Origin of the sequence: Mongoliitalea daihaiensis, from assembly GCF_021596945.1 — a bacterium.
Classification (GTDB): Bacteria; Bacteroidota; Bacteroidia; order Cytophagales; family Cyclobacteriaceae; genus Mongoliitalea; species Mongoliitalea daihaiensis.
Window position 1 is genome coordinate 1,154,486 of sequence record NZ_CP063779.1, and the last position, 25,834, is coordinate 1,180,319.

Consider the following 25,834-nt stretch of genomic DNA (forward strand, 5'->3'; position numbering starts at 1 on the left):
TATTTAGCATCTTATCAGTTTTTATAGTTTTATCATGTGCTAAACAAAGCACACCTATGGGCGGACCAAAAGATGAGGAACCCCCTGTTTTACTTTCTATAAACCCAGAAAATGAAAGTAGAAATGTCAGTCCAAGCATCATAGAATTGGTATTCAATGAATTTATATCTGTAGACAATCCAAATAAAAATATTCTCATAACTCCAAGAATCGACAAAGATGAAATGGAAGTGATTGCCAATAAAAAAACAGTAACTATTAAACTCAATCAAGATCTAGAAGAAAATACAACCTATGTATTCAACTTTCAAAAATCTATTCAAGACATCACCGAAAAGAATACACCAGAAAACCTTAAACTCGTTTTCTCTACAGGACCTGATATTGATAGCTTACGATTCAGCGGGAATGTCAAGTATATTTTCCCACAGAAAGAAAAAAACATCAAAGATGTATTAGTAGGATTATATGAGGTAAATGACACAACAAATGTTTTAACGGCACCACCTTATTACACCATCCAAACAGACAGTGCTGGAAATTTTAGGTTTAGCAATCTTAAAGTAGGTAAATACTTCACCTATGCATGGTTTGATGGTAACAATACACTAAAAGCAGAGGATAAAACAGAACCTTATGGTTTTATCTTAGATACATTGGTTTTGGACAGAGATATTTCAGAAGCTCAATTATACTTAAGTCTAGCTGACTTATCTGAATTAAAGATCAACCGAGCATCTAGCATAGGATCAAACTTTGATGTGATTCTTAGTAAAAATCCTGCTGAATTAATGGTAGAACATTCAGATTTAAATCAAGACCTCTATTATCGATTGAATGAAAAAAATGTTCGCTTTTACTCTAAAAAGTTTGTCAACGACAGTACAGAAATCCGATTGACAGTTAAGGATTCTGTAGGCTTTAAAATTGATACTACCTTCTACGCAAAATTTGTGGAAAGTGATAGGGCTAAAGAGAAGCTAGAAGTAACCACCAGTAATAAACCTTTCATTAAAAGAATTCAAGGTGAATTTAATTTCAACAAACCACTATTAAATGTAAAGTTTGATTCCTTGTATTTAGCATATGATTCAGCCTCAGTGATCCCCATAGACGCAAGTATGCTATCATTTCAAGATAGTTTAACGAGACGCAAGCTAGTAATTACCTATACACCTGTAGATACCATGCAGATTGAGAGTTATCAATTGATAGCAAAAGATTCTACTTTTTTTGATATAGATGGGATGACCAATGAAAAAGAACTTACTATAAACTTCCGAAAAGTTAAACCTGATGTACTAGCGGACGGTTTTACAATTACAGTAAATACGGAAGAATTGCCCATCATTCTACAAATTTTAAGTACCAGAGGGGAAGTTGTACATGAACGCTATTTAGAAGAGACAAATAAGACCACTTTTACACAAATAGAAGCAGGAACCTATAATATAAGAGCCATCATAGATCGAAACAAAAATAGACGCTGGGATACCTCCAATTATCTAGAAGGCAGACAAGCCGAACCTGTATACTATATGAAATCCCCTGATCCAGAAAAACCATTGGACATTTTAATCAAAGCTGGATGGGAACTTGATTTACCAATTGAACCAATAAAGGACGTAGGGATAGGTAAAGGAAAAAAGACTGAAGAGGAGGGAGAAGAAGCTTTAGAAGAAGGGCAATAGTAATGTAGCATGAGAAATGAAGAATTTAAAATGAGCAGTGAACAATTTACCAATGTGTACCGTGATACACAAAGCAATGACCAAATGAGTAGACAATGTGAAGTGGGAAGTTGCAAATCATTCTTCTACTCCAAAATTTCCAGTGAATTCTGCGCATTATGTGAGAAGCAAATCTAAAATATACCTTCTAAAATCGTAAATTTCTGTAGACAACTAGGTGATAAGCTGTGGATAATCATTGATTAACATGGGGACAAACAAACAATTTTCCCCACTTTAAAATCAATAAAAGAAATCAACAGATTCAGCAGGGGATAACAACTGAATCATACACAGTAATCCACAATTACACACACAGAAACTTGTATACAGTTATCTTAAAATTCTTACACACATTCTAACTGTTTTGAGCACAAATTGTCTTATAAATCAAAGCATTAAATAAATTATAAAAGTGAATAACTGGTGGATAAGAAATGGAAAAAGTATAATAACCGTGTGAAGAAATAAAAGTGATTTTTTTGTCCACAAATCCACAGTATAATAAGGACAACAAAAACTTTTTAAAAAATTAACCTATTTATACTATTAACGTGTGGGAAAAGTATTTGTACGTTAGTTGCATAGATAAAAGGTTTTAGCTATTTTCAACGGCTATTAAACCCGAATAACCATGCAAATCAACAGACTCTTTGACTTAATCCCCCATCAAATTGCAACTTATGATAAAGAAGTTGCCTTAGCCCAAAAATTAAACGGTACTTGGGTCACTTATTCTTCCAGAAAACTGAAAGAAATCGTAGACAATCTAAGTTTGGCTTTTTTGGCAGCTGGCATCGATAAGGATGATAAAGTTGCCATCATTTCTAATAACAGGCCGGAATGGAATTTTATTGATCTGGCTTTGCAGCAAATAGGAGCCATTTCCGTTCCAATGTATCCAACGATTTCTGCAGATGATTACAAGTATATTTTTGAACACGCCGAAGTCAAAAAAGCGTTTGTAGGAGATGCTGAAATCCATGAGAAAGCAATGGAAGCTTCCAAAGGCACATCTATACAGCTGGTATCTTTTGATAAAATATCAGGTTGTGATTATTGGGAAGATTTCATGGCTACAGGTGAATCAGGTGATGTAGCCTTATTGGAAGAAAAAAAGGAAAAAGTCAGCATGTCTGATTTATTTACGATCATCTATACATCCGGGACTACTGGAAGACCAAAAGGTGTGATGCTGACCCATGCCAATGTAATTCATAATCTCCATGCAGTAGAAGATCGAATTGTGGTGGAAAAAGGGATTGGAAAATCACTTAGCTTTTTACCACTTTGTCATATCTATGAGCGGACTGGTTCTTTTTGCTTCATGTATATGGGGATATCCATTTACTATGCAGAAAGTATGGAAAGTATCGGCGATAATTTAAAAGAAATCCAGCCTCATATATTCAATACCGTTCCGCGATTGTTGGAAAAGGTCTATGATAAAATTGTTTCCAAAGGCTATGAATTGACAGGAGTTAAAAAATCCTTGTTTTTTTGGGCGTTGAATTTGGGTTTGACATATGAACCTACCAAAGATCAGGGTGCCTGGTACAATTTCCAACTCAAAATGGCCAATAAGATTATCTTTAGCAAGTGGAGAGAGGCTTTGGGAGGAAATGTGGTACAGATTAATTCTGGAGCTTCTGCATTGCAGCCACGTTTAGCTAGAGTATTCTGGGCAGCACAGATTCCAGTGTGTGAAGGTTATGGTTTGACAGAAACTTCTCCTGTGGTATCTGCATCTGTTTGTAATCTTCAAGACATTCGTATCGGTATGGTAGGTAAGATCGTCAAAGAAGTAGAAGTTAAAATTGCAGCAGATGGTGAAGTCCTAGTGAAAGGTCCAAATGTCATGCAAGGGTACTACAAACAACCGGATTTGACTGCTGAGGTCATTGATTCGGAGGGTTGGTTCCATACAGGAGATATTGGTGAATTGCATGAAAAACATTTTCTAAAGATTACTGATCGTAAAAAGGAGATGTTTAAAACATCCGGTGGTAAATACATTGCTCCGCAGCCTATGGAGAATAAATTCAAGGAATCACCATTAATTGAGCAAATCATTGTGGTGGGGGAAAATAAGAATTATCCGGCTGCATTGATTGTACCTAGTTTGACTGGTTTAGCAGATTGGTGTAAGCATAAGGATATTCCTTATACCACCGATGCAGAGATGTTGGCCAAGCCGGAAATCATTGAAAAATTCCAAAAGGAGATGGATAATCTCAATAAGTATTTTGGTAAGTGGGAGCAAGTAAAGCGATTCAAGGTGTTGAATACTCAATGGGGTATCGAAACAGGTGAATTGACTCCAACAATGAAGTTGAAGAGAAAAGTGGTTCACACAAAGTTTGCGAAGGAAATAGAGGAGTTGTATTCTTAAGCTCTCGCAGAAAGCGCTGAATTCGCGGAAAAACTAAGAGAATAAACCTTTGAGGTCTTTCAGACCTCGAAGGTTTGTTTGTCCACGAATTTACACGAATGGGCACGAAAGTTTATGTTTTTCAAGTTGGATAGTAGGCAATAAGCACTGGAAACTTTAATCTGATCAAAGCTAGGTGCTCGCAAAGAATGCAACGGTAACGCGCAACGAGCGCAGAGTTTGATTCTCCTCAGATCAACAGTAGATTTCTATAAGGAGATTGCAAATCCCCTTTTATCCACTGACCGAGAATGTAAATCTCGGGCAGCCAACTATTTTTCTGCATTTTCTGAGAATTCTGCGAGAAACAAAAATCTAAAATCCCTCTCAAAATATTCTTCCAAAAAATCCGTGCTAAATCCGAATAAATCTCCTAAATCTACGAGAACCCCTCCGTATTTGAAATAAAATTTTTTGTTTCTCTAGTATCCCAACTTTAAATTTCCTCTGCATGCATAACTTTTTTTAAAAATAGTATGCATGCATACAATCTTTTTACTAAATTGGGCGTACTAATTATAATGCCAATGAAGAGAGAAGAGACAGTTGACTATCATATCAAGAGCGCTTGGCATGCTATCTCGCGGATGTACAACCAAAAAGCGGTGCTGGAAGACTTCACTACGGCTATCGGTTTTGTATTGATCAATATCAATTCCAAAGAAGGCACGCCAGCGACAAAAATTGCCCCTCTCATGGGATTGGAAGCAAGAAGCCTTACCCGCATGCTCAAAAGCATGGAAGAGAAAGGATTTATCTATAGAAAAGCAGATACCCAAGATAAGAGGAGTGTTCGAATCTATCTCACAGCAGAGGGTAAGCGCAAAAAAGAAATCTCCGTAGGTACGATCAAAGATTTCAATCTCCAAGTGAGAGAACTGGTGAGTGAGGAGGAGTTGGATACCTTTTTCACTGTTTTCAAGAAAATTAATCAAGTCATAGATCACATAAATTCAGAAACTGTAAACCCGGATACGTACGAAGACCAATTGTACGAACTCTAAAAACCAAAAAACTTTATGAAAAGAACAATCAAGAAAGTTGCCATTTTGGGTTCAGGGGTCATGGGATCGAGGATTGCCTGTCACTTTGCCAATATTGGCGTGCAGGTACTCTTACTCGATATTGTGCCATCAGAACCAACAGAGGATGAGAAAAAGAAAGGATTGACCTTGGAAAGCAAACAGGTTCGTAACAGACCTGTGAATACTGCCTTGGAAAATACCTTGAAATCCAAGCCTGCATCTTTGTATGATGCTGCTTCCATTTCACGCATTACTACTGGTAATTTTGACGACGATCTTCCAAAAATCAAAGACTACGACTGGATCATGGAAGTCGTGGTGGAGCGATTGGATATCAAAAAGTCATTGTTTGACAAGGTAGAAAAATACCGTAAACCCGGTACTTTGATTACTTCCAACACTTCTGGTATTCCTATGCATTTGATGTGCGAAGGAAGATCAGAAGATTTCCAAACACATTTTGTAGGAACTCACTTTTTCAACCCACCAAGATATTTGCGTCTATTGGAAATTATCCCTGGTCCCAAAACCAATCCAGAGATAGTCGACTTTTTGATGGATTACGGAGATAGATTCTTGGGTAAAGAAACCGTCTTATGTAAAGATACTCCAGCATTCATCGCTAATAGAATTGGTGTCTATGCCATCATCTCAGGGATGCATGCTATCGAGAAAATGGGTATGGGCGTATCTGAAGTGGATAAATTGACGGGTACCATCATCGGTCGTGCTAAGTCTGCTACCTTCCGTACCATGGATGTGGTAGGTTTGGATACCACCGTCAATGTATCTAATAACCTTTACAAAACACTGACCCACGACGAATCTCGTGATAAATTCCAATTACCGAATATCGTCAAGGTATTGTATGACAATAAATGGTGGGGAGATAAAACAGGTCAAGGGTACTTCAAAATGATCCGTCATAAGGATGGCAGCAAAGAGTTGAAGGAATTGGATCTGAAAACTTTTGAATACAAAGATGTAGAAAAACCAAAATTCAAGGCTTTAGAGGCTTCCAAGGAAATTGATGATTTGAAAAAGAGAATCAAGTTCTTGGTAAACTTCGATGATAGAGCTGGTGAATTCTACAGAGCTTCTTTTTACGATTTATTCAAATACTGCTCTAACCGTATTCCAGAGATTGCAGACGAATTATACAGAATCGATCAGGCAGTTTCCGCTGGTTTCGGTTGGGAACTCGGTCCTTTTGAGACTTGGGACGTGCTAGGTGTCAAAGAAACGGTGGAAAAAATGGAAGCAGCAGGCGAAAAAGCAGCAGCCTGGGTGCATGAGATGTTGGCAGCTGGACATGAGTCATTCTACAAGGTAGAAGGTGGCGTTCGCAAGTACTACGACATTCCATCCAAATCCTACCAAGCTATTCCAGGTACAGATGAATTCATTTTGTTGGATACCTTAAAAGGCGCGAATAAGAAATTGTGGGGCAATGCCGGTACGACCATCTACGATTTGGGAGATGATGTGATTGGTTTGGAATTCCATACCAAGATGAATTCCATTGGTCAGGAAGTGATCGAAGGAATCAACACGGCAATTGCCATGGCTGAAAAATCCTACAAAGGTTTGGTCATTGGTAACGAAGGAGGCAACTTCTCCGCCGGTGCTAACCTAGCCATGTTGTTCATGTTTGCTGGTGATCAGGAATTTGATGAGATCAACCTGATGATTGCAGGCTTCCAAAACACCATGATGCGGGCCCGCTATTCTTCTGTTCCGGTGGTAGTAGCACCGCATAACATGGCTTTGGGTGGTGGATGTGAACTTTCCTTGCATGCAGATGCCGTACAGGCACACGCAGAATTGTACATGGGATTGGTAGAATTCGGTGTAGGATTGATTCCTGCCGGTGGTGGTACCAAGGAAATGACCTTGAGATTTTCTAATGAAATCAAAAATGGTGATGTGGAATTGAACCGCTTGCAAGAGTACTTCATGAACATTGCCACGGCAAAAGTGTCCATGTCAGCGGCAGAGGCCAAAAACTTAGGGTATTTGCAGGCGAAAGACTCCATTTCCTTAAATAGAAAACGTGTATTGGCAGATGCAAAAGCGAAAGTTTTGGCATTGCATGAGGCAGGTTATACACAACCGGTGCAGCAGACCAATATCAAAGTTTTAGGAAAAACTTCCCTAGCCCTATTTGAAGCAGGAATCACAGGCATGTTGTACGGAAATTACATTTCCCAGCACGATGCCAAAATTGCCCGCAAGTTAGGTTGGGTAATGTCTGGTGGTGACCTTTCTTCTGCCACAGAAGTCAGTGAGCAATATCTACTCGATCTCGAGCGCGAAGCTTTCTTGAGTCTCACCGGTGAGAAAAAGACCTTGGAGAGAATACATAGTATTTTGTTTAAAGGTAAACCTTTGAGGAATTAGAGGTTAGATGCGAGAGACGAGAAGCGAGAGACGAGAAGCGAGAGACGAGACTTAGATTCAAGAAGACAATTAACCTTAAGATTTAGAATGATGAGAAGAAAGCATAATTTTAAGAATTTGAGAGTGTGGGAAAAATCTGTTGACTTGTCTGTAAAAGTGTACGAAGTAACAGCTGAATTCCCTGCTGAAGAAAAATTTGGAATTACTTCTCAAATGAGAAGATCCAGTGTTTCAATACCTTCAAACATCGCCGAAGGGAGTGCCAAAAATTCTTCAAAGGCTTTCTTAAACTCATTGGACATTAGTCTAGGTGAAAGCTTCGAACTCGAAACTCAAGCTATCATCGCTCAACGCGTAGGTATTTTAAATGATCAGGATTTTAAGTCACTTGAGTCCGAGTTATCTGAAGTTCAACGGATGATTAACGGATTTATTCAAAACATTGACGCTAATCCGTACTAGTAACCTAAGTCTTGATTCTTGCATCTTTATTCTTGAGTCTATTAACACAACAATTTCAAAAGAAAACACACAACAATGGAAGCATACATCATAAACGGATATAGATCAGCGGTGGGGAAGGCCAAAAAAGGAGGCTTTCGATTCTATCGCCCGGATGACTTGGCAGCGGATGTCATCAAACACTTAGTAGCAAGTACGCCTGGATTAGAGGCGAAGATGGTGGACGATTTGATCGTCGGAAATGCCATTCCCGAAGCGGAACAAGGCATGCAAATGGGACGAATGATTTCACTTTTGGCTTTGGGCATTGATAATCCGGGCTTTATCATCAACCGTTACTGTGGCTCTGGCTTGGAAGCCATTGCACTAGCAGTAGGTAAAATCAAGGCAGGAATGGCAGATTGTATCATCGCTGGTGGTACAGAGTCCATGTCCATGTTGCCAATGATGGGCTACAAGACTGTCCTTAACTGGAAAATTGCCTCCCAAACACCTGATTATTACTTAAGCATGGGTTTGACAGCTGAAGAGCTTGCCAAAGAATATGAAATCACCCGTGAGCAAGCGGATCAGTTTTCTGTACGAAGTCACGAGAAAGCTTTGGCAGCTATTGCAGCCGGCAAGTTTAAGGATGAAATCGTGCCTGTAGAAGTAGAGGAAACCTACTTGGATGAGAAAGGGAAAAGAAAAACCAGAAAATACATAGTAGATACAGACGAAGGACCTCGAGCAGGTACATCCTTGGAAGGCTTGTCCAACTTGAAAGCTGCCTTTAAAATGGGTGGCCAAGTGACAGCGGGTAACTCTTCCCAAACATCCGATGGAGCTGCCTTTGTGGTGGTGATGTCTGAGCGTTTGGTCAAAGAATTGAATTTGGAGCCGATAGCACGCATGATGTCCTATTCCGTAGCTGGTGTGGAGCCGCGTATTATGGGTATAGGTCCTAAGGAAGCTGTGCCAAAAGCGTTGAAGCAAGCAGGTTTGACCTTGGATAAAATCGATTTGATCGAGCTGAATGAGGCCTTTGCGGCCCAGGGTTTGGCTGTGATGAAGTCCTTGGATATGAATCCGGATATCGTCAATGTCAATGGTGGTGCCGTGGCCCTAGGTCACCCACTGGGATGTACTGGGGCAAAACTATCCGTGCAGCTCTTCAACGAGCTTCGCAGACAGAACAAGAAGTACGGTATGGTAACAGCCTGCGTCGGTGGAGGACAAGGCGTAGCGGGAGTATTTGAACTGTTAAAGTAAGACGTAAGACATAAGACGCAAGACGTAAGATTGGTTTCATGCTAATACTTACGTTTTGCTGAAAATGTCGCGTTTCACAAAGAAGTTATTTTCAAGAGTAAATCGTAAATCTTTTTATAAAACCAAAAATTTCACGCTATGCACAACTACAAAGAATTACAAGTTTGGAAAAGAGGAATTAAGCTAACAACTGAAATTTATAAGATTTCACAACTTTTCCCTTATGAAGAACGCTTTGGGCTTACTTCACAAATGAGAAGGAGCGCTGTATCGGTTCCCTCAAATGTAGCTGAAGGAGCAGGTAGAAGAACTGATGGTGAATTTGCAAATTTCTTGGGCATTGCTCACGGCTCAATTTGTGAATTGGAAACTCAATTGTATGTAGCATATGATTTAGGTTTTATAGAAGATCAGAGATTTATGGATGTTACTTCTGAGATAACTGAAATTCAAAAGATGCTTTACTCATTAATAATAAAATTCGAAAAAAAATAACGCAGAGATGTAGGGATGAGCGAGTCTTGTGTCTTACGTCTAGTGTCTAAAGTCTCAAATTATGTCAACAATCACAAAACAATCAATCAACGGCGGGGAGTTTCTGGTGAAGGAAACTGAAGCCCAGGATATCTTCATTTTTGAAGAATTCAATGAAGAGCAAAAAATGATGGCTCAGGCTTGTCAGGATTTTATCGACACGGAGATTCATCCACGTGTGGAAGAGATCGATAGCATGAAGCATCCAGAATTGGTACCGTCTATTTTTAAGAAGGCCGGTGAATTAGGTTTATTGGGTATCTCTGTACCGGAAGAATTTGGCGGTATGGGCATGAGTTTCAATACTTCCATGTTGATTGCCGATATCATCGGTGGAGCAGGTTCTTTCTCCACGACTTATGGAGCGCATACGGGTATCGGAACATTGCCAATTTTATACTATGGCAACGAGGAGCAAAAAGCCAAATACCTTCCTAAGTTGGCGAGCGGTGAGTGGGCAGCTTGCTACTGCTTGACTGAGCCGGATGCAGGTTCGGATGCGAACAGCGGTAAGACAAAAGCTGTCTTGACCGAAGATGGCAAGCATTACATCATCAATGGGCAGAAGATGTGGATTTCCAATGCAGGATTTGCGGATATCTTCATCGTATTTGCCAAAATTGAGGATGATAAAAACTTGACTGCATTTATTGTAGAAAAAGATTTCGGTGGTATCACCATGAATGAGGAAGAGAAAAAGATGGGTATCAAAGGTTCGTCCACTCGTCAGGTATTCTTCAATGATTGCAAGGTGCCAGTAGAAAACATGTTGTCGGATAGACAAAATGGATTTAAAATCGCTGTAAACATCTTAAACATTGGCCGTATTAAGTTGGGTGCAGGTGTGTTGGGTGGTTGTAGATCAGTGGCATCATTGGCCATTAAGTATTCATCCGAGCGTAAGCAGTTTGGTGTAGCGATCAATTCTTTTGGGGCGATCAAGCAAAAATTAGCGGAGATGGCCGTGCGTATCTATGCTTGTGAGTCGCTATGCTACAGAGCAGGTCAAGATATCGAAGACCGAATGAATGCCTTGGCAGCTGAGGGTTTGGAAGATACCGAAGCTAAATTGAAGGCATTGGAGCAGTTTGCGATCGAGGCCGCAATTGCTAAGATCCATGGTTCTGAAGTATTGGATTATGTAGTCGATCAGGGTGTACAAGTCTATGGTGGTATGGGCTATTCTGCCGATGCGCCTATGGAGAGAGCGTACAGAGATGCCCGTATTTCCAGAATTTACGAAGGTACCAATGAGATCAACCGTATGTTGATGGTAGGGATGTTATTGAAGCGAGCAATGAAGGGCGAGATTGCCTTGTTTGAGCCCGCGATGGCTGTTGCCAATGAATTGACATCTGTTCCAAGCTTTGATACTGTTGATACTTCTGAGTTGTTTGCATCGGAGAAAGAGGTGATCAAGAAACTGAAGAAGGTATTCTTGATGGTCGGTGGTAAAGCTGCTATGGCTTTGGCTGACAAGATTGAATCTGAGCAAGAAGTGATGATGAACTTGGCGGATGTGATGATCGAAATCTATGCTTCCGAGTCAGCCATCTTGAGAACTGAGAAGTTGGTATCCTTGAGAGGTGAGGAAGCTTGTGCGCAGCAGATTGCGATGACGCAGGTATATTTGTTTGAGGCTGTAGAAAAAATTCAGTCAGCAGCCAAAGAAGCGATTGCAGCCTTTACCAAAGGTGATGAGCAGAAGGTGATGTTGATGGGCTTGAAGCGCTTTACCAAAGCTGACTTGGTCAATGTCAAAGAATTGAGAAGACAGATTGCTGATTATATGATTGAGAAAGGGAAGTATCCGTTTTCTTGATAATAAGGCCACAAAGGCGCTAAGGCACAAAGATTAGTAAATACAGATTGAAAAAGTGATTTTCACGGATTGACACAGATGTGTTTGCTGACGCAAAGGTGTTCTCGCGGAAATCGCGGAATACGCGGAAAAGAAGGGCAAAAAACCTTTGAGGATTTCTAGACCTCGAAGGTTTTTGCTGGACACTTAGAAACTAAACCTCTTCTGAAAATAAAAGCCCCTGAGGAATCAGGGGCTTTTTTGTTGAAGGGATAGAAGTGGATTTTGCTTCATGTAAATCTAGGGAATTTGAAAAATTAGATTTAGTTTTAGGTAGTGGGGAAATAGCTGTAATTTATTGCGCTGTGGATGCCATATGGAATACATAGCGTAATAGGTTTCGGATAGCAAACCGTTAGCGGTCAGTGTAAAACGAAAACGAACAGAAATGAAAAGACAGAATTTAAATATCGTAATTGGACTTTTATTATTAGTGTTGACTTCCTGTAAGACGACACAAACAAGTATGATTATCGCAGACAGTTATGACGAAAAGAAAAATCAAACGACTTTGACTTTGTTACCTTATGGCAATATTGTTTTTCCAGACAAATGGACAAAGACAAGTTACAACCAAGTAAGCAAACAGCATTTCTTTACAAACAACGACTCGACAACTGTTGCTGTAACTAAAAATCCAAAAGACAAATATCCGTTTTATAAAACCAATCAAACAGACAATGAATTCGTAACTGACTTTGTAAAATGGGACGCAGAATATTGGGAAAAACAAGGTTTGACGGTTACTACTGTTGAAAACCAAGCAGACAAGGGTTACATTTTATGGCAAGCAAAAAGTGACGAAAAGAACGTGAATACAATTTTTCTTTTTGGCTCTAAGAATGGCTTGGCTTACAACTTTTCAGGAAGTTCAAAAACTTGGACAGAAGTAAAAATTAAAGACTTTTTAGTGCAACTATTCAATGACAATTAAGGCGAAAGAGAAAGAACACCGAACCGCTAACAGGCGTTTGGCAAAAAAGCGGGTTCTGTGCTTAAATGAAGCTTTGTGCTTCGGATCAAGTTCAGTGCTGGCAGACAGTTTAGTGCTTCGAAATCCGCTTCTTCGCCAAGCGCCCAAACGTTACCATTTATTTAAAACAAGTGCTATTTCAGTTATTAAGAAAAATAAATAATGCCTAAACTAAAACTCGCACAGCTGTGCGAGTTTTAGTAATTTAGACATCTATCACAAGTGTGCGAGAATTAAGATACATTAAATGAACGGTTTAGAACAATATAATAGCTTTTTCAATGAAATAATCCAGACCATTAATTCTGCGAGATATGAAGCATATAAATCGCTGAATAAACACCATATAGGATTGAACTTTAAGATTGGGAAACTGATAGTTAAAAATCAAGAAGTCAACGATTGGGGCAAATCAATTGTTGACACACTTTCATTAGACATTAACAAACAAATTGACGGAATAAAAGGGTATTCTCCTCAAAATTTGTGGAGGATGAGACAGTTTTACCTTGAATATAAAGATGAACAAGAGCTTTTTGAATTGGCGACCAAAATTCCTTGGGGTCAGAATTTGTTGATAATGCACCAAATTAAAGACAGTGAAGAAAGAAAATATTACTTAACTGCAACCGATAAATTAGCTTGGAGTAGGTCGGTTTTATTGAACCAAATAAAAGCAAATGCGTACCAAAACCATTTGGCAAACCCGAAACAACATAATTTTGAAAACACACTTCCTGTTCATTTATCGGAACAAGCTAATGAAGCCTTAAAAAGTGAATACAATCTTGATTTTCTTGGAATAAATAAGCCTGTTTTGGAAAGAGAATTGGAAAACCGACTTATAGAAAACATAAGAGATTTACTTTTGGAACTCGGTTATGGATTTAGTTTCATAGGTAATCAATATCGCTTGAAACTCAACCAAAAAGAATATTTCATTGATTTGCTTTTCTATCACAGATTTTTAAAGTGCTTGGTAGCAATAGAACTGAAAACAGTAGAATTTGAACCCGAATTTGCAGGGAAAATGAATTTCTACCTCGAATTATTGGACGAACAAGAAAAACAACCAGACGACAATCCTTCAATCGGAATCATCCTTTGTCCTACCAAAGACCATATTGAAGTAGAATATAGTTTGAGAACCAATACAAAACCAATCGGAGTTTCAGAATACAAACTGACACACGAACTACCAAAACAATTAAAAGGAAAAGTACCAACCTCGAAAGAATTAAAACAAATGCTAACATTGGCTATACGTAATGCGGGGAAGGATGCTAAAGATGAAAGTAAGAGCAATGAATAAGCTTTGTTCTAGACCGAAAGCGAGTTCCTTGAAGCCCGCACTACGCATATCCTTAACGTTATAGTGCAATTTATAGCTCTTTTCATTGAATTTTTAAAAAAGCTTCTGATAATTACTAGCCCCTGAGGAATCAGGGGCTTTTTTGTTTATTTAATAGTTGAGAATATTTGGCCAGAGAAAAATTTAAAAAACTTTTTGATCCTCTAAATCCAAGCTAAAGGATGTGCTCGTATATCCCCCAAAGAAATAAACAAAAAACAATATGAAAAATTTAAAACTTTCGATGTTCGCTTTGATGGGTATGATGGTCCTTTTGTTCTCTTGCAATGATTCGGACGATCAAGCACCCATGTTAAGAATGCAAACATTTGAGTACAATTTCAACGAAGGACAGCTAGTTGGTGCAGCTACGGCTTATGTTGGGGAGCATCCTAGGAATTTAACTGCACGAATGGTAGTAGAGGAGCAAGCGGGAGGGATGGCAAAAATTACTGTAACTCTTAACAATACTTTGTCCGGAAGAATGTACATGATTCATGCCCACGATGCGGCAGATCCTGCTACGACACCTAATGGTACACCATACAATGAGGCACCTAATAGCAATGTGTTGTCTGCCATGGTTACTCCACAAGGTAGCACTGCAATGGTCGAGCATCAATCAACCCTATCCTATGAACAGATAATCAATAACTATGAAGGTTTCTTGGTAGTCCACGATCCAACTCAGGATATCAGTACTACCGATTTGACGACCTATTTGATTTTAGGTTTGTTTGCAAGATAAGTTTAGGTTTGTTTAAACATGTAGAATAAGGATGCCTGAAAGGGCATCTTTTTTTTTAACTATTCATTACTGCCTTATTGTTTGGAAGAAACCATGCGTTTTACCATTTTTAGGTGCTTGAGAGCGTAATTAACCATACTAAGAAAACTGATTTTTTTTAATTAGTCTTCCCAACTAGAACGCTGAGGCAATAGCCAATTCAAAAAGAATTGTATATTTAACAAAGGAATTTATTGAGCTAATCAAAACTGACAAGAAAAATCTAATCAAAAATCAATTAGTAGAACTCGCCCTATGAAAACCGGAGAATAATGAACATTAATTTACCGTCAGTTTATGACTTCAACCTTGGATAAAAACCGGATTAACAGGAAAGTTTTACAAGAAAATTTAAAACGCTTTTTTTACATTCCTTTTATTGCAATTCCCATCAGTTTAGGTCATATTTTATTTTTCTATTTCAGTTTGACCGAATCTGACGGTTCAGAGCTCATCTGGCGTTGGGGCATCATGTATATACATACGTTGATAATCATCCTTTCTTTGTTCATCGGTCTATTGGTTTATCTTAGGCGCAAACATCAAGTGCTGCCAGATAACATTACAGCAGGATTGATAAATATATTCATTTTGCTAATTATCTTGGTTGGCGTCGCTATCACCATATTTGATCAGTTGGTTACCCCTGCCATTACGCCATATTTGGTGATCTGTACAACAGTTGCTGTTGTATTTTTGATTCATCCGATCAAGGCATTGTTCATGTATGTCACTTCCTACTGTTTCTTCTTTTTTCTACTTCCTTTCACCCAGTCAGACCCAGATATACTGTTGTCAAACAGGGTAAATGGCCTTACGTTTATTGGGATAGGATTTCTTATTTCGTTGATTCTTTGGAGAAATAATTGGTCTGATTTCCAGCAAAAAATTGTTATCGAAGAGCAAAATAAGGCTCTGGAGCGCAATAACATCGAATTGAAAGCCCAGCAAGCGCAATTGTTGGAACTGAATGCTACCAAGGACAAATTTTTCTCCATTATTGCCCATGACTTGAGAAGCCCATTCAATGCAATTATGGGTTTGAGTGACTTGCTCGTTGAACAGGTTAAGCAAAAGGACTACAGCAGTATTGAACAATACGCTGGTATTATCCGGCGATCATCCCAAAAGGCGGTTAACTTACTGATGAATCTTATGGAATGGTCTCGCTCTCAAACTGGCAGGATGGAATTCAACCCCAAGCGATTCGATTTAATTGAATCTATTCTGGAAACCATCGCGTTGTTTGATGAGGTCGCTAGCAAAAAAGGAATAGTAATATTAGACAAATTGCCCCCCAAAGCCACTGTTTTCGCAGATTTAGCTATGATAAACACCGTTTTAAGAAACCTGATATCCAATGCAATCAAGTTTACTAGGCAGGAGGGTGAAATTACAGTGGCAGTGGTAGCAAAAAACGAACATGAACTCACGGTTTCGGTAACCGATAATGGCACAGGAATAGGGAAAAATAGGCTTGAAAAGCTCTTTCAGATTGATGCAAGCCAATCCACTCTTGGTACTGCCAATGAGCATGGAACCGGATTGGGATTAATCTTGTGCAAAGAGTTTGTTGAAATGCATGGAGGAATGATTTGGGTGGAAAGCGAAGAATTGAAAGGTTCATCATTTTATTTTACCCTACCTTTGAAAAAAGAATCCGTTATAGAAAAGACAGCCTGACTGCTCAGTATTTAGTTTGGCAAAAAATAAGTTTAAAAATGTCTCCTAATCCATTACAAGTCCATAGACCTGAACCTATCCACGAAGGGGATGAGATTCTTTCCTATACAAGAAAATCCGATATTCAGGAAACCATCCAAATTTTGCTGTCAGGTAAACAGGTATTAGTAGAGGAATATTATAGCAATGGATTAGATTTGCTCAAAGAATTGTCATCCTATCTAAAAAAGTCACTACCCAACCAATCCTTTCTCGAACAGCGAGCATATCGGACGGAATTCAGAAATTTGTCCAATCGCATTTTGCTGAGAATAAAAGAACATCAATTACAGGTAAAGAAAGCCCCAGAGATAGGATGGTTGGCCAAACTCTATCCTGAATTGAGCGATTTTTACCTGCCTTTTCCACAAGTTCAGGGGCTCAATAGCGCTTGGCAGTGGTATACAAACGGTATTCAAATCCCCGGACTCCGCAATAAAATCCACCCGTATTATGGGGTATATTTTCCTACCCGGTTTGAGCATGTGCTCGTGTTTGATAATTGGCTGAAACGTTACCAAGGTCCAAAAAAATCAGCCATCGATGTAGGTGTTGGAAGTGGCATTCTTTCCTTGCTCATGGTGCAGCATGGCTTTCAAAAAGTTTTTGGGACGGATATCAATGCCAATGCGATCATCGGTTTAACCGAATCCATGGGTGACACCAAGTTATCCAGGAAAATTGAGCTTGATTTTGGGCATTTATTCGGGAAATGGGTAAAGCCAACAGAGTTGATTGTCTTCAATCCACCTTGGCTCCCCACTTCGAAGGAATCTAATAAATTGGATGAGGCGATTTATTATAACGAACAGCTTTTCCCGGACTTTTTTGCAGGAGCTCATGAACGCTTATTATCTGAAGGACACTTGCTGATTATTTTCTCCAATCTGGCCCAAATCACCGGAGTTACTGATAAGCATCCAATAGAGCAAGAGTTGCTAATAGGTGGTCGTTTTGTATTGGAGAGATGCCTTAAAAAGTCAGTCAAAGAAGCCTCTCAAAAGACCCAACGCAACCAACATTGGAGAGGTGAGGAAGTTGTCGAGCTGTGGGTGTTGAAAAAATTATAAAAGATTTATAATCAAACACGTAAAATAATGGACAATTAACCACTAACCTATACAACGCATGTCAAACATCGATTTAATCATAGAAGAACGCGGAGCTGATATCGGAAAATTTCTGGTTGGAAGGCTGCTTCCTTTTCGCCAAAAGCGAATGGTAGGACCATTTATCTACATTGATCATATGGGACCTGTCAAGTTGAATGAGCGAAGCAATTTTGACATTTTACCACATCCCCATATAGGCCTATCCACACTCACCTTTTTGTTTGAAGGAAGCATCACCCATCGGGATACCTTAGGCAATGAAGTCGATATCAATCCCGGTGCGGTCAATTGGATGACGGCAGGAAAGGGTATCGTGCACAGTGAACGAACACCTGAACACCTGCGTAATTCTGAGCTTTTGATGCATGGTTTGCAGATTTGGGTTGCACTGCCCAAGCACTTGGAGCAAATGGAGCCTGAATTTTTTCATGTAACAGCAGAGGAAATACCCGCTTGGGAACAGGATGGTATTCAATTTAGATTAGTGGCAGGAGAAGCATTTGACCGCAAGTCTCCTGTACCTGTGTATAGCAAGTTGTATATGCTGGAAATCAAGAGTTCTTCCCGTCAGCAAGTTACAATTGGAGAGCATTTGTACGGTGAGTCGGGTTTGTACATTTTGGAAGGCGGTGTGGAAAGTGATGGCAATGAATACGGACCCAAGCAAATGTTGGTGACCAAGGATAGTACCCTTTGTGAGTTTACCATACAGGCTGATAGTACGATTTACATTTTTGGAGGTGAACCACTACCGGAACAACGATTCATTGATTGGAATTTTGTTGCATCCGATAAAGCCTTAATTGCTGAAGCCAAACAAAAATGGATAGATCAGAAATTTGAAAAGATTAAAGGTGAAGAGGATGAGTTTGTACCTTATCCTTCTTTTCCTAAAAAATGAAAGATGATTATCCGGAATTACCAGTGGATGAAAAATAGCGCGTATTGCGGATAATCGACCTTAGTCAACGGTCTTCAGTCAGCATGCCTCCTCATGAAATTGGTTGACAGGTCATTGACCGATGACCGAATGATATCGATAATCAGAAAATGAAATCTTTTTTACTCGCAAACGACCATCCTTCGTTAATAAATTTAAGAGTTCAAGAAAAGGTGTTTGATTTGGCTATTACTATACCCAAAATCAATTTTTTTATTTGTACGCCCAAAATTTTTATATTTGTACGTGTAAAGGTATTGCTATGGACAAAAAACTAACATTGAAACTGGATAGTCATGTGATTGAGAAGGCTAAGGAGTATGCCGCTTCACAAAACAGGAGTTTGTCAGGATTGATTGAATCTTATCTGATGAAATTAATTTCTGAAGGCAGTTCAGATACCAGCAAAAAAATAGAGATTTCTCCCTTTGTAAAGAGTCTGAGAACTGGAGTAAAGGTTCCTTTGGATTATGATTACAAAAAAGCACACCTTGATTTTTTAGAGGAAAAGCACAAATGATGGACAAATTATTCCTTGACACCAATGTAGTTATTGATTTATTAGGTGAACGTGAACCGTTTTATGAATCTATAGCTCAGATTGCGACGCTTTCAGACAAAGAAGAACTTTGTATAGTTGTATCAGCTTTAACTTATTCCACAGTTTTCTACATTCTTTCAAGATTTGAAGGCTCTGAAATTGTTAAAGAAAAAATCAGAAAGTTTAAGGTTATTTCCGAAACCTCAGATTTGACAAATCAAGTAATTGATAAAGCGCTAACTTCAAACTTTAGAGATTTTGAAGATGCCTTACAGTATTTTTGTGCATTAAATTCAGGAGCTGGTGTAATCATTACTAGAAATGGTAAGGATTTTAAAGATTCGGAATTACCAGTGATGAGTCCAGATGAATACCTTACTAGCTTTATGTAAATATCTCCCCCATGAACCGACGTGATTTTCTGATTCAAACAGGAATAGTCTCTTTGGGCACAGGGTTGCTTTCTCCAGAAGTTTTAGCTCAACAATCCATGCATGCCAAGCGTAATGAATCCATGGATCAGAAAGTTTTAATCATTGGTGCAGGGGTGGCTGGTCTTTATGCTGTATATATCTTGAAAGCTAAGGGAGTCGATGTGCAATTGCTCGAGGCAACAGATACCTATGGTGGCCGGCTTGCCAAATTATCGGGATTTGCAGACTATCCTTTGGATTTGGGGGCCCAGTGGTTGCATGGCAAAAATAACTTGATTGGCGAATGGATAAAAAAATCATCGACCAAAATCGTCCAAGACGCCATGTCCCCTCAGTATTGGTTCAGAGATCAACTCTTGACCAAATTGCCGAAGTCTTTGGATATTTTTCAAGGGAAACAATTACCAGATGTTTCCTATGCAGCATTTGCCCGCATGAAGGGATTTGGCCAAGAGTATGCTGACATTGTTGAAGGTATAGCAGGGGATTATGGAGCAGCAGCTGATAGACTTTCGGTTTATTATACAAACAAGGAGTTTGAAACTTGGACTTCAGGAGAGCAGGATTATAGATTTCGGGAAACATTTTTTGATTTTATTGATCAGGAGATTGCCTCCAAAGTCAAGGACAAGATCACGTTCAATGCTCCTGTCGCTTCTATTGATTATTCTGGTAAAGATATTCGGGTGATGACCAAGGATAATCAAGTCTTTGATGTGCAAAAACTACTGATCACGGTACCTATTACCATTCTTCAGTCGAAGGACATTCAATTTTATCCACCCTTGCCAAAGGAAAAAACAGAAGCCTTTCAGAAAATTGGCATGGATGCAGGGATGAAAGTATTTCTAAAGTTTTCAAAGAAATTTTATGGGAAATATATTTTGGGGGGCAAGATTAGTGCTGCTTATATTGATGATAGCGTAGCTAAAAATACCCAAGAACATGTACTCTTTGCTTTTGTCATGGGAAAACAAGCAGCATATCTGACTAACCTTGGGAATGATGATGCGATCGTGCAGGAGTTACTCGTCGACTTAGATAGCATGTATCAGGGACAAGCCTCTGCCAGCTTTATTCAAGCGCATGTACAAAATTGGAGTACGCAACCCTATATTAGAGGCGCCTATTCTTACAGCACTGTTGGTATGGGCAATGCCAGAAAACTATCCGCTGCTCCTATTGATAATAGAATATTTTTTGCTGGAGAGGCCATGAATACTAACGGGCATCATCAATCCGTTCATGGAGCTGCAGAGACAGGTTTACAGGCAGCGGAAGCAATTATCCATGGTAAAGCATCTAATAGTATTTGGTGATTAAGAGAGGAGGAGTACACTTTGCCAAATACTATACCAATTGCATTCGACCTTATTTATTACCGTTTAAAAAAAAAAAACCTTCCAAGGAAAACATTTTATAATTAATTATCTAGTCATTGTTTGGATTGAATGTTTAATTTAATTTAGTTTTAGCTTCAAAATGAAGTCGTTTTTGGCCAAAAGCTTTTATTCAATTCAAACTGTTTAATAACTATGAAAAAACTGTTTATTGGGCTGGCTTTTTTAGGATCAGTCCTGATGTTCAATAAAGGTGTGAGAGCTGACGAATCTTTACCTGAGAATCAATGCCTATGGAAAAGACAAAGTTGTGGGCTATTTCAAGGTAGTTTTGAAGCTTGTTTAGTTAATGGGGATGGTATGCCATGTTCCTGTGGAGAAGTGACAAGAAATTGTTAAATTTCTTTTGGTAGGGAGGTTTAGTCTTCCCTACCATCTTGATCAAACAAGTGAAGTTTGGTTTGCACAATAAAATTTTAAAAATCTTCTAATTATAAAAAGTAATTTGGCTTCAAAATCTTTTTTTGAAGGATTAAAAATAATTGTTTACTATGAAAACTAACATAAATAAAGCTATTCCTCTGCTGTCACTTCTTTTTGCTTCAACTATTCTTTTCTCCTGTAGCAGTGAAAGCAAAGTAGACTTGGATGCACTTGAATCTTGGAAAATCCTTGTATCAGAAAGTTCTGAAAAGAAGGTAAGTAACCTTATCAAGGATGATTATTTTTTAGTGCCCTTAGCAACGAATGTTTCATCACTCATTGTGAAAATGGAAAAGGTCACTTTGCATAATGATCGAATTTTTGTTTTGGATCCTTTGAGTCCTCAACCTGTTAAAGTATTTGATTCTTCAGGGAAACATGTAAGAAATATTGGAAAAAAAGGGGATGGACCAGGAGAGTTTAACAATCCCATTGATTTGTTTATTGACGGGAATTATGTTTACGTCTATGACAATCCTGAAAATCTGTTGCGGTTTGATTTCGAAGGGAATTTTGTCAACTCCCAAAAAACCGGGGTTGCAGGTTTTAGAATTGAAAAAAGCATGGATAAGGGATATGTATTTATCAATGGTGGAACGGAGTCCAACTTATTGACAACTGATGGTAATTTTAAAGTTCCTAAAAGTTTTTTCCCTTACCAAAACAGAATAGTTGATCAATTGATTTTGTCACCGTTATTAAAACTAAATGATGGATCAGTACTTTATCGGCGCTACTTGAATGATACTATTTTTTCCATCAATGCTCAGGGAACCCCTATTCCACATTTGTTTATTGACCATGGCGATAAGGCATTTAAGTTTGACTCAAAAATGAATCCTGATCAATTGGAAGAAAAAACGGTGGAGTACGCTATCAACCAATTGTTTTTGGAAAATTCAGAACATCAGCTGCTTTACTTCTTGCAATCAATGAATCCCTATTTTTCACTTCGAAACAAGAAAAATCTAAACACCTATTTAATCAACTTTATGAATCTGGAAAATGACATCACTTTTACAAATCCATTGGCGTTTACCTTTTGCACAGCCGATTGGTTTGTGGCGGCTATTGACCCGGCTCAATTGCCGGGCGATCGATCAAATTTCCCTGAAAAGGCTAAAGCAGCAACTGCAAACATAACAAACAATGATAATCCAGTTTTATTGTTTTGTAAGTTCAAGTTTTAGTTTTCCTAATCAAAAGATGTGCTCCTTTGGTTTAAAAGGAAACATCATATTAGTTTAAAAATCAATTTAAAATCTTTGCCAATGAGCTAGGGATTTTTATTTTACCTAATCAAGATTCCTTTCCAATTGCGTATCTACAGGAGCGTAATTTAAGTTTTTATACCATCCAAAAAAGAGCTGGAAGAAGAGCTTGAAACTAGTGGAATAAGTGAAGTTTAACTTAAATTTGGCCTTCTTACTTGGAAAAGGCTATCTTTAAATCTGGATTGAAACAAATGTATCATTTATGAAATTCAGTTTATTTTTCTTATTTCTGTTATCGGGCAGTTTGTTGGCGCAGCAGATACCCCCACTGTTAACTCAGGAAAGACTTGCTTTTTGTGAAGCAAACCTATCTTTTGAAGAAGCAAACCAATTACGTCTAGAGTTAGTGGCACTGGAAGACTATTTTATTGAAAGAGGACTGTTAATTGATAAATCTGGAGTTGCTTACAAAGCGCTCTTTCAGAAGATAGTCAATGAAAATGATTTAACCTTCTCCATAGACACTACTTTTCAACTATTGAGTTCTGTGGATATAGAGGTGTTTCGATCTTGTTATTTTAAAATGCTGACTCCGGAAGAACTTTCGCAAGCCACTATCCAACATTACGAAGCATTTAAAAGTATTTCTGAGGATTCTGGTGCTGAGATCACCCCTAGTATCGTTGCCCAACGCATCATCGATAATTTATCAGAAGTAGATTTTGAATTGGCGTTTTTAAGAATATCCAGTCTTTATGCGTTTTATATCATAGCTTCTCCAGCTATTCCAAGTTTGTTTGATGTTTTGGGTTCTGATGTGATTAAAGACATTAAAACAATTGCTGTTTCTTTAACCGAAGATGATCAGGTTTTGCTCGACAATCAGCCTTTGAAAACAAAGGATTTGGAACAGGCCTTATACGATTTCTTAATCAAAGATCCTGAACATCGAGGAATTGAGTTTAGCACTAAGCGAAAGACCTCGTATCAATTCTATCTTGAAATAAACAAGATCTTTGACAAAGTTTATGAACGATTGAAGAGTGATCGTGGAGTCGTTCGAAAACACATATTTTATCAAGAACCAGATTAAGCATTTACATAACATAGGCTACTAATTTCAACATTTCTAATCCGACTGAAGTTAGTAGAAAAAGTACCCGCTATGCCCAAGAGAACATCCATCAACGATATCCAAGAAATGGAGGACCTCAATGATTTGGATAAAATAGTCAAAGATAAACGCAATCATAAGCGTGCAGATGCCAAAAAAGAGCGTAGAAATAGGCATTACGTCAAGCTACTGATCAAACAGCAATTGAAAGGGAGTGATTTTGAGGAGTAGGTTGATGCCATTTTCTTTTATTTTTGGGGAATTAGGTCAACTTTTCCAAAGTTTAGCCAAGAATTGCTGTTTCATTTAGATTTTTGACAACTTTGGAAAAGTTTGGGAATACTATGCTCCACGACTAAATCAAATTTCTTTTCTAGCGCTTATCCAAGTTTATGTTTGAAGGAAGAAAGCTACTCATCGTAACCAAACACGGCAAAGAACAGGTCATTGCTTCTGTGTTTGAAAAGGCTTTGGGTGTTAGGTGTGTACTTGACAATGGTTTTGATACTGACCAACTGGGTACTTTTTCTGGAGAAGTTGATCGCACCTTGGATCCAATGAGTGCGGCTAAACAGAAGTGTTTGGAAGGAATGCGGCAATCAGGATGCGACTTGGCCATTGCCAATGAAGGTTCCTTTGGTCCTCACCCTACACTATTTTTTGTTCCAGCAGATGAAGAATTGTTGGTATTGATTGATTCTAAAAATAAGCTTGAGCTTGTCGTGCGTGAACTCAGTACAGCTACCAATTTTGATGCGCGAAAGATTACCACTGTGGAGGAATTAGTAGCCTTTGCCAAGCATGCCCAATTTCCTTCCCATGCACTCATCCTTCGTCCAGCGAAAGACAACTTCCATGGCATGGTCAAAGGAATTCATGAAGAAGCTCAATTAATTGAGGTATTTGAATCCTTGAAATCTCAGCATCCATCCGTCTATGTCGAAACAGATATGCGGGCCATGCATAACCCAAGCCGGATGCAGGTGATTGCAGCTGCTGCTGAAAAAATGCTTGCCTTGATTCATTCTGCTTGCCCACAATGCCAGACTCCTGGATTTACCGTTTCTGATTACATTCGTGGACTTCCTTGCAGTCTATGCGGAAGACCTACTCGCTCGCTTTTAGCTCAAATTTATACCTGTAAGCATTGCAATTACCAAGAGGAAAAATCTAATCCCGAAAACAAAGATTTTGAGGATCCCATGTATTGTGATTATTGCAACCCCTAGTCAGCGTTTGCGTTTCAATGATGATTCAATTTCGGAGTTTTGACTCTATAGGATTTTGTATGAACATTAGAAAAAAAGAAACACTATGGGATTATTTTCAGCACTCTTGGGAAATGCAGGCATGGTCAGCCCGGAGGAATTAAACAAAAAATTTGGCAAATTACTGGTTGAAGGAGAGACCATCGATCTTGGATTTAAACTCCTTCGGGACACGTTTATTTTTACCAATAAACGTTTGATTTTGGTGGATATACAAGGAATAACAGGAAGCAAAACCGAATATAAGTCCATCATGTACAAATCCATCAGCAGGTTTAGCGTGGAGACTGCTGGCACCTTTGATTTGGATGCAGAGTTAAAGATTTGGATTTCATCAGAGACCCACCCCAGCATCGTCAAGCAATTCAACAAATCCGTCAACGTCTACGAAGTTCAGAAAGTATTAGCTTTCCATGTCTTGAAGTAGAGGGCAGTGAACAGTGCGAAGTGAACAGTGAGCAATTAACAATTGGCAGTGAACAATGAATGGTGAACAGTTAGCAAATTAACAGTTGACATTGAAACAGCACTACCGGTTTCTATTACCTGCCTCCCTACTTGGTTCTTTGTACTTCGTACTTGGTACATCATTAGTACCTAGTGATCAGTGACCGCCCAAAGTCAATGTCAATTGAAAAGAGGTTCACGTCCATCTCCTTCCATCTGCGATTTAACGGTTGGTATCCTGACGATTAGTCGTTTCTATTACCTAAATCCCTACTTGGTATCCCGATACTCGGGACAGGCTATGGTACTTCGTACTTGGTACAATGCTAGTGCTTGCTATTAGATCCCATTTCAATAGGTTAATCTTTATTAATTTAAAATCACAAAAGATCATATGCTTTAAAATTATTATCT

At 38.7% G+C, this 25,834-nt stretch carries 23 protein-coding genes; all 23 read left to right on the forward strand.

The genetic code is table 11. The annotated features are described in order from the left end of the window. Positions 1–56: 56 nt before the first annotated feature. The 23 genes from IPZ59_RS04740 to IPZ59_RS04850 all read left to right on the forward strand — a co-directional run bounded on the left by IPZ59_RS04740 (position 57) and on the right by IPZ59_RS04850 (position 25,400). Positions 57–1,691 carry an Ig-like domain-containing domain gene (locus IPZ59_RS04740; protein ID WP_236138734.1) on the forward strand — a complete coding sequence of 545 codons (1,635 nt, stop codon included), beginning with the start codon at positions 57–59 and terminating at the stop codon, positions 1,689–1,691. A 673-nt stretch (positions 1,692–2,364) separates the two neighbouring features. Next, a complete protein-coding gene (locus tag IPZ59_RS04745) occupies positions 2,365–4,122 on the forward strand; it encodes an AMP-dependent synthetase/ligase (RefSeq protein WP_236138735.1) in 1,758 nt (585 codons plus the stop codon). 566 nt (positions 4,123–4,688) lie between these two features. Next, positions 4,689–5,165, forward strand: a complete 477-nt coding sequence (locus tag IPZ59_RS04750) for a MarR family winged helix-turn-helix transcriptional regulator (protein WP_236138736.1) — start codon at positions 4,689–4,691, stop codon at positions 5,163–5,165. Between the two features lie 15 nt (positions 5,166–5,180). Beyond that, entirely contained in the window at positions 5,181–7,586 is a 2,406-nt protein-coding gene (locus IPZ59_RS04755) for a 3-hydroxyacyl-CoA dehydrogenase/enoyl-CoA hydratase family protein (RefSeq protein ID WP_236138737.1), read from the forward strand. Between the two features lie 90 nt (positions 7,587–7,676). Continuing rightward, a complete protein-coding gene (locus tag IPZ59_RS04760) occupies positions 7,677–8,048 on the forward strand; it encodes a four helix bundle protein (protein ID WP_236139770.1) in 372 nt (123 codons plus the stop codon). Between the two features lie 75 nt (positions 8,049–8,123). After that, a complete protein-coding gene (locus tag IPZ59_RS04765) occupies positions 8,124–9,299 on the forward strand; it encodes an acetyl-CoA C-acyltransferase (RefSeq protein WP_189581948.1) in 1,176 nt (391 codons plus the stop codon). 138 nt (positions 9,300–9,437) lie between these two features. Continuing rightward, positions 9,438–9,794 carry a four helix bundle protein gene (locus tag IPZ59_RS04770; RefSeq protein ID WP_236138738.1) on the forward strand — a complete coding sequence of 119 codons (357 nt, stop codon included), beginning with the start codon at positions 9,438–9,440 and terminating at the stop codon, positions 9,792–9,794. Positions 9,795–9,855: 61 nt separating this feature from the next. Further along, positions 9,856–11,655 carry an acyl-CoA dehydrogenase family protein gene (locus IPZ59_RS04775; protein ID WP_236138739.1) on the forward strand — a complete coding sequence of 600 codons (1,800 nt, stop codon included), beginning with the start codon at positions 9,856–9,858 and terminating at the stop codon, positions 11,653–11,655. 427 nt (positions 11,656–12,082) lie between these two features. Next, complete coding sequence (locus IPZ59_RS04780) at positions 12,083–12,628, forward strand: hypothetical protein (RefSeq protein WP_236138740.1); 546 nt, start codon at positions 12,083–12,085, stop codon at positions 12,626–12,628. Positions 12,629–12,914: 286 nt separating this feature from the next. Next, complete coding sequence (locus IPZ59_RS04785) at positions 12,915–13,979, forward strand: PDDEXK nuclease domain-containing protein (protein WP_236138741.1); 1,065 nt, start codon at positions 12,915–12,917, stop codon at positions 13,977–13,979. 262 nt (positions 13,980–14,241) lie between these two features. After that, positions 14,242–14,766, forward strand: a complete 525-nt coding sequence (locus tag IPZ59_RS04790) for a hypothetical protein (protein WP_236138742.1) — start codon at positions 14,242–14,244, stop codon at positions 14,764–14,766. Between the two features lie 336 nt (positions 14,767–15,102). After that, positions 15,103–16,488 (forward strand): sensor histidine kinase, encoded by a 1,386-nt coding sequence (locus IPZ59_RS04795; protein ID WP_236138743.1) that lies wholly within the window; start codon positions 15,103–15,105, stop codon positions 16,486–16,488. A 38-nt stretch (positions 16,489–16,526) separates the two neighbouring features. Further along, the gene (locus tag IPZ59_RS04800; RefSeq protein WP_236138744.1) at positions 16,527–17,597 is read left to right on the forward strand and encodes a methyltransferase; all 1,071 of its coding nucleotides are present in this window, start codon (positions 16,527–16,529) and stop codon (positions 17,595–17,597) included. Positions 17,598–17,655: 58 nt separating this feature from the next. Then, positions 17,656–18,540, forward strand: coding sequence for a pirin family protein (locus IPZ59_RS04805; RefSeq protein ID WP_236138745.1), 885 nt, complete (start codon positions 17,656–17,658; stop codon positions 18,538–18,540). A gap of 301 nt (positions 18,541–18,841) precedes the next feature. Beyond that, positions 18,842–19,099 carry a DUF6364 family protein gene (locus tag IPZ59_RS04810; protein ID WP_236138746.1) on the forward strand — a complete coding sequence of 86 codons (258 nt, stop codon included), beginning with the start codon at positions 18,842–18,844 and terminating at the stop codon, positions 19,097–19,099. Beyond that, positions 19,096–19,512, forward strand: a complete 417-nt coding sequence (locus tag IPZ59_RS04815) for a type II toxin-antitoxin system VapC family toxin (RefSeq protein ID WP_236138747.1) — start codon at positions 19,096–19,098, stop codon at positions 19,510–19,512. The genes IPZ59_RS04810 and IPZ59_RS04815 overlap by 4 nt, the downstream gene beginning before the upstream one ends. A gap of 11 nt (positions 19,513–19,523) precedes the next feature. After that, positions 19,524–20,873 (forward strand): flavin monoamine oxidase family protein, encoded by a 1,350-nt coding sequence (locus tag IPZ59_RS04820; protein WP_236138748.1) that lies wholly within the window; start codon positions 19,524–19,526, stop codon positions 20,871–20,873. A 216-nt stretch (positions 20,874–21,089) separates the two neighbouring features. After that, the gene (locus IPZ59_RS04825; RefSeq protein ID WP_236138749.1) at positions 21,090–21,293 is read left to right on the forward strand and encodes a hypothetical protein; all 204 of its coding nucleotides are present in this window, start codon (positions 21,090–21,092) and stop codon (positions 21,291–21,293) included. A 152-nt stretch (positions 21,294–21,445) separates the two neighbouring features. After that, positions 21,446–22,567 carry a 6-bladed beta-propeller gene (locus IPZ59_RS04830; protein WP_236138750.1) on the forward strand — a complete coding sequence of 374 codons (1,122 nt, stop codon included), beginning with the start codon at positions 21,446–21,448 and terminating at the stop codon, positions 22,565–22,567. Positions 22,568–22,853: 286 nt separating this feature from the next. Continuing rightward, on the forward strand, positions 22,854–23,684 hold the full coding sequence (locus tag IPZ59_RS04835; protein WP_236138751.1) for a hypothetical protein: 831 nt from the start codon (positions 22,854–22,856) through the stop codon (positions 23,682–23,684). 72 nt (positions 23,685–23,756) lie between these two features. After that, positions 23,757–23,936, forward strand: a complete 180-nt coding sequence (locus IPZ59_RS04840; protein WP_236138752.1) for a hypothetical protein — start codon at positions 23,757–23,759, stop codon at positions 23,934–23,936. 161 nt (positions 23,937–24,097) lie between these two features. Then, positions 24,098–24,934, forward strand: coding sequence for a DUF6671 family protein (locus tag IPZ59_RS04845; RefSeq protein ID WP_236138753.1), 837 nt, complete (start codon positions 24,098–24,100; stop codon positions 24,932–24,934). A gap of 85 nt (positions 24,935–25,019) precedes the next feature. Continuing rightward, positions 25,020–25,400 (forward strand): PH domain-containing protein, encoded by a 381-nt coding sequence (locus IPZ59_RS04850; RefSeq protein WP_236138754.1) that lies wholly within the window; start codon positions 25,020–25,022, stop codon positions 25,398–25,400. Positions 25,401–25,834 lie beyond the last annotated feature (434 nt).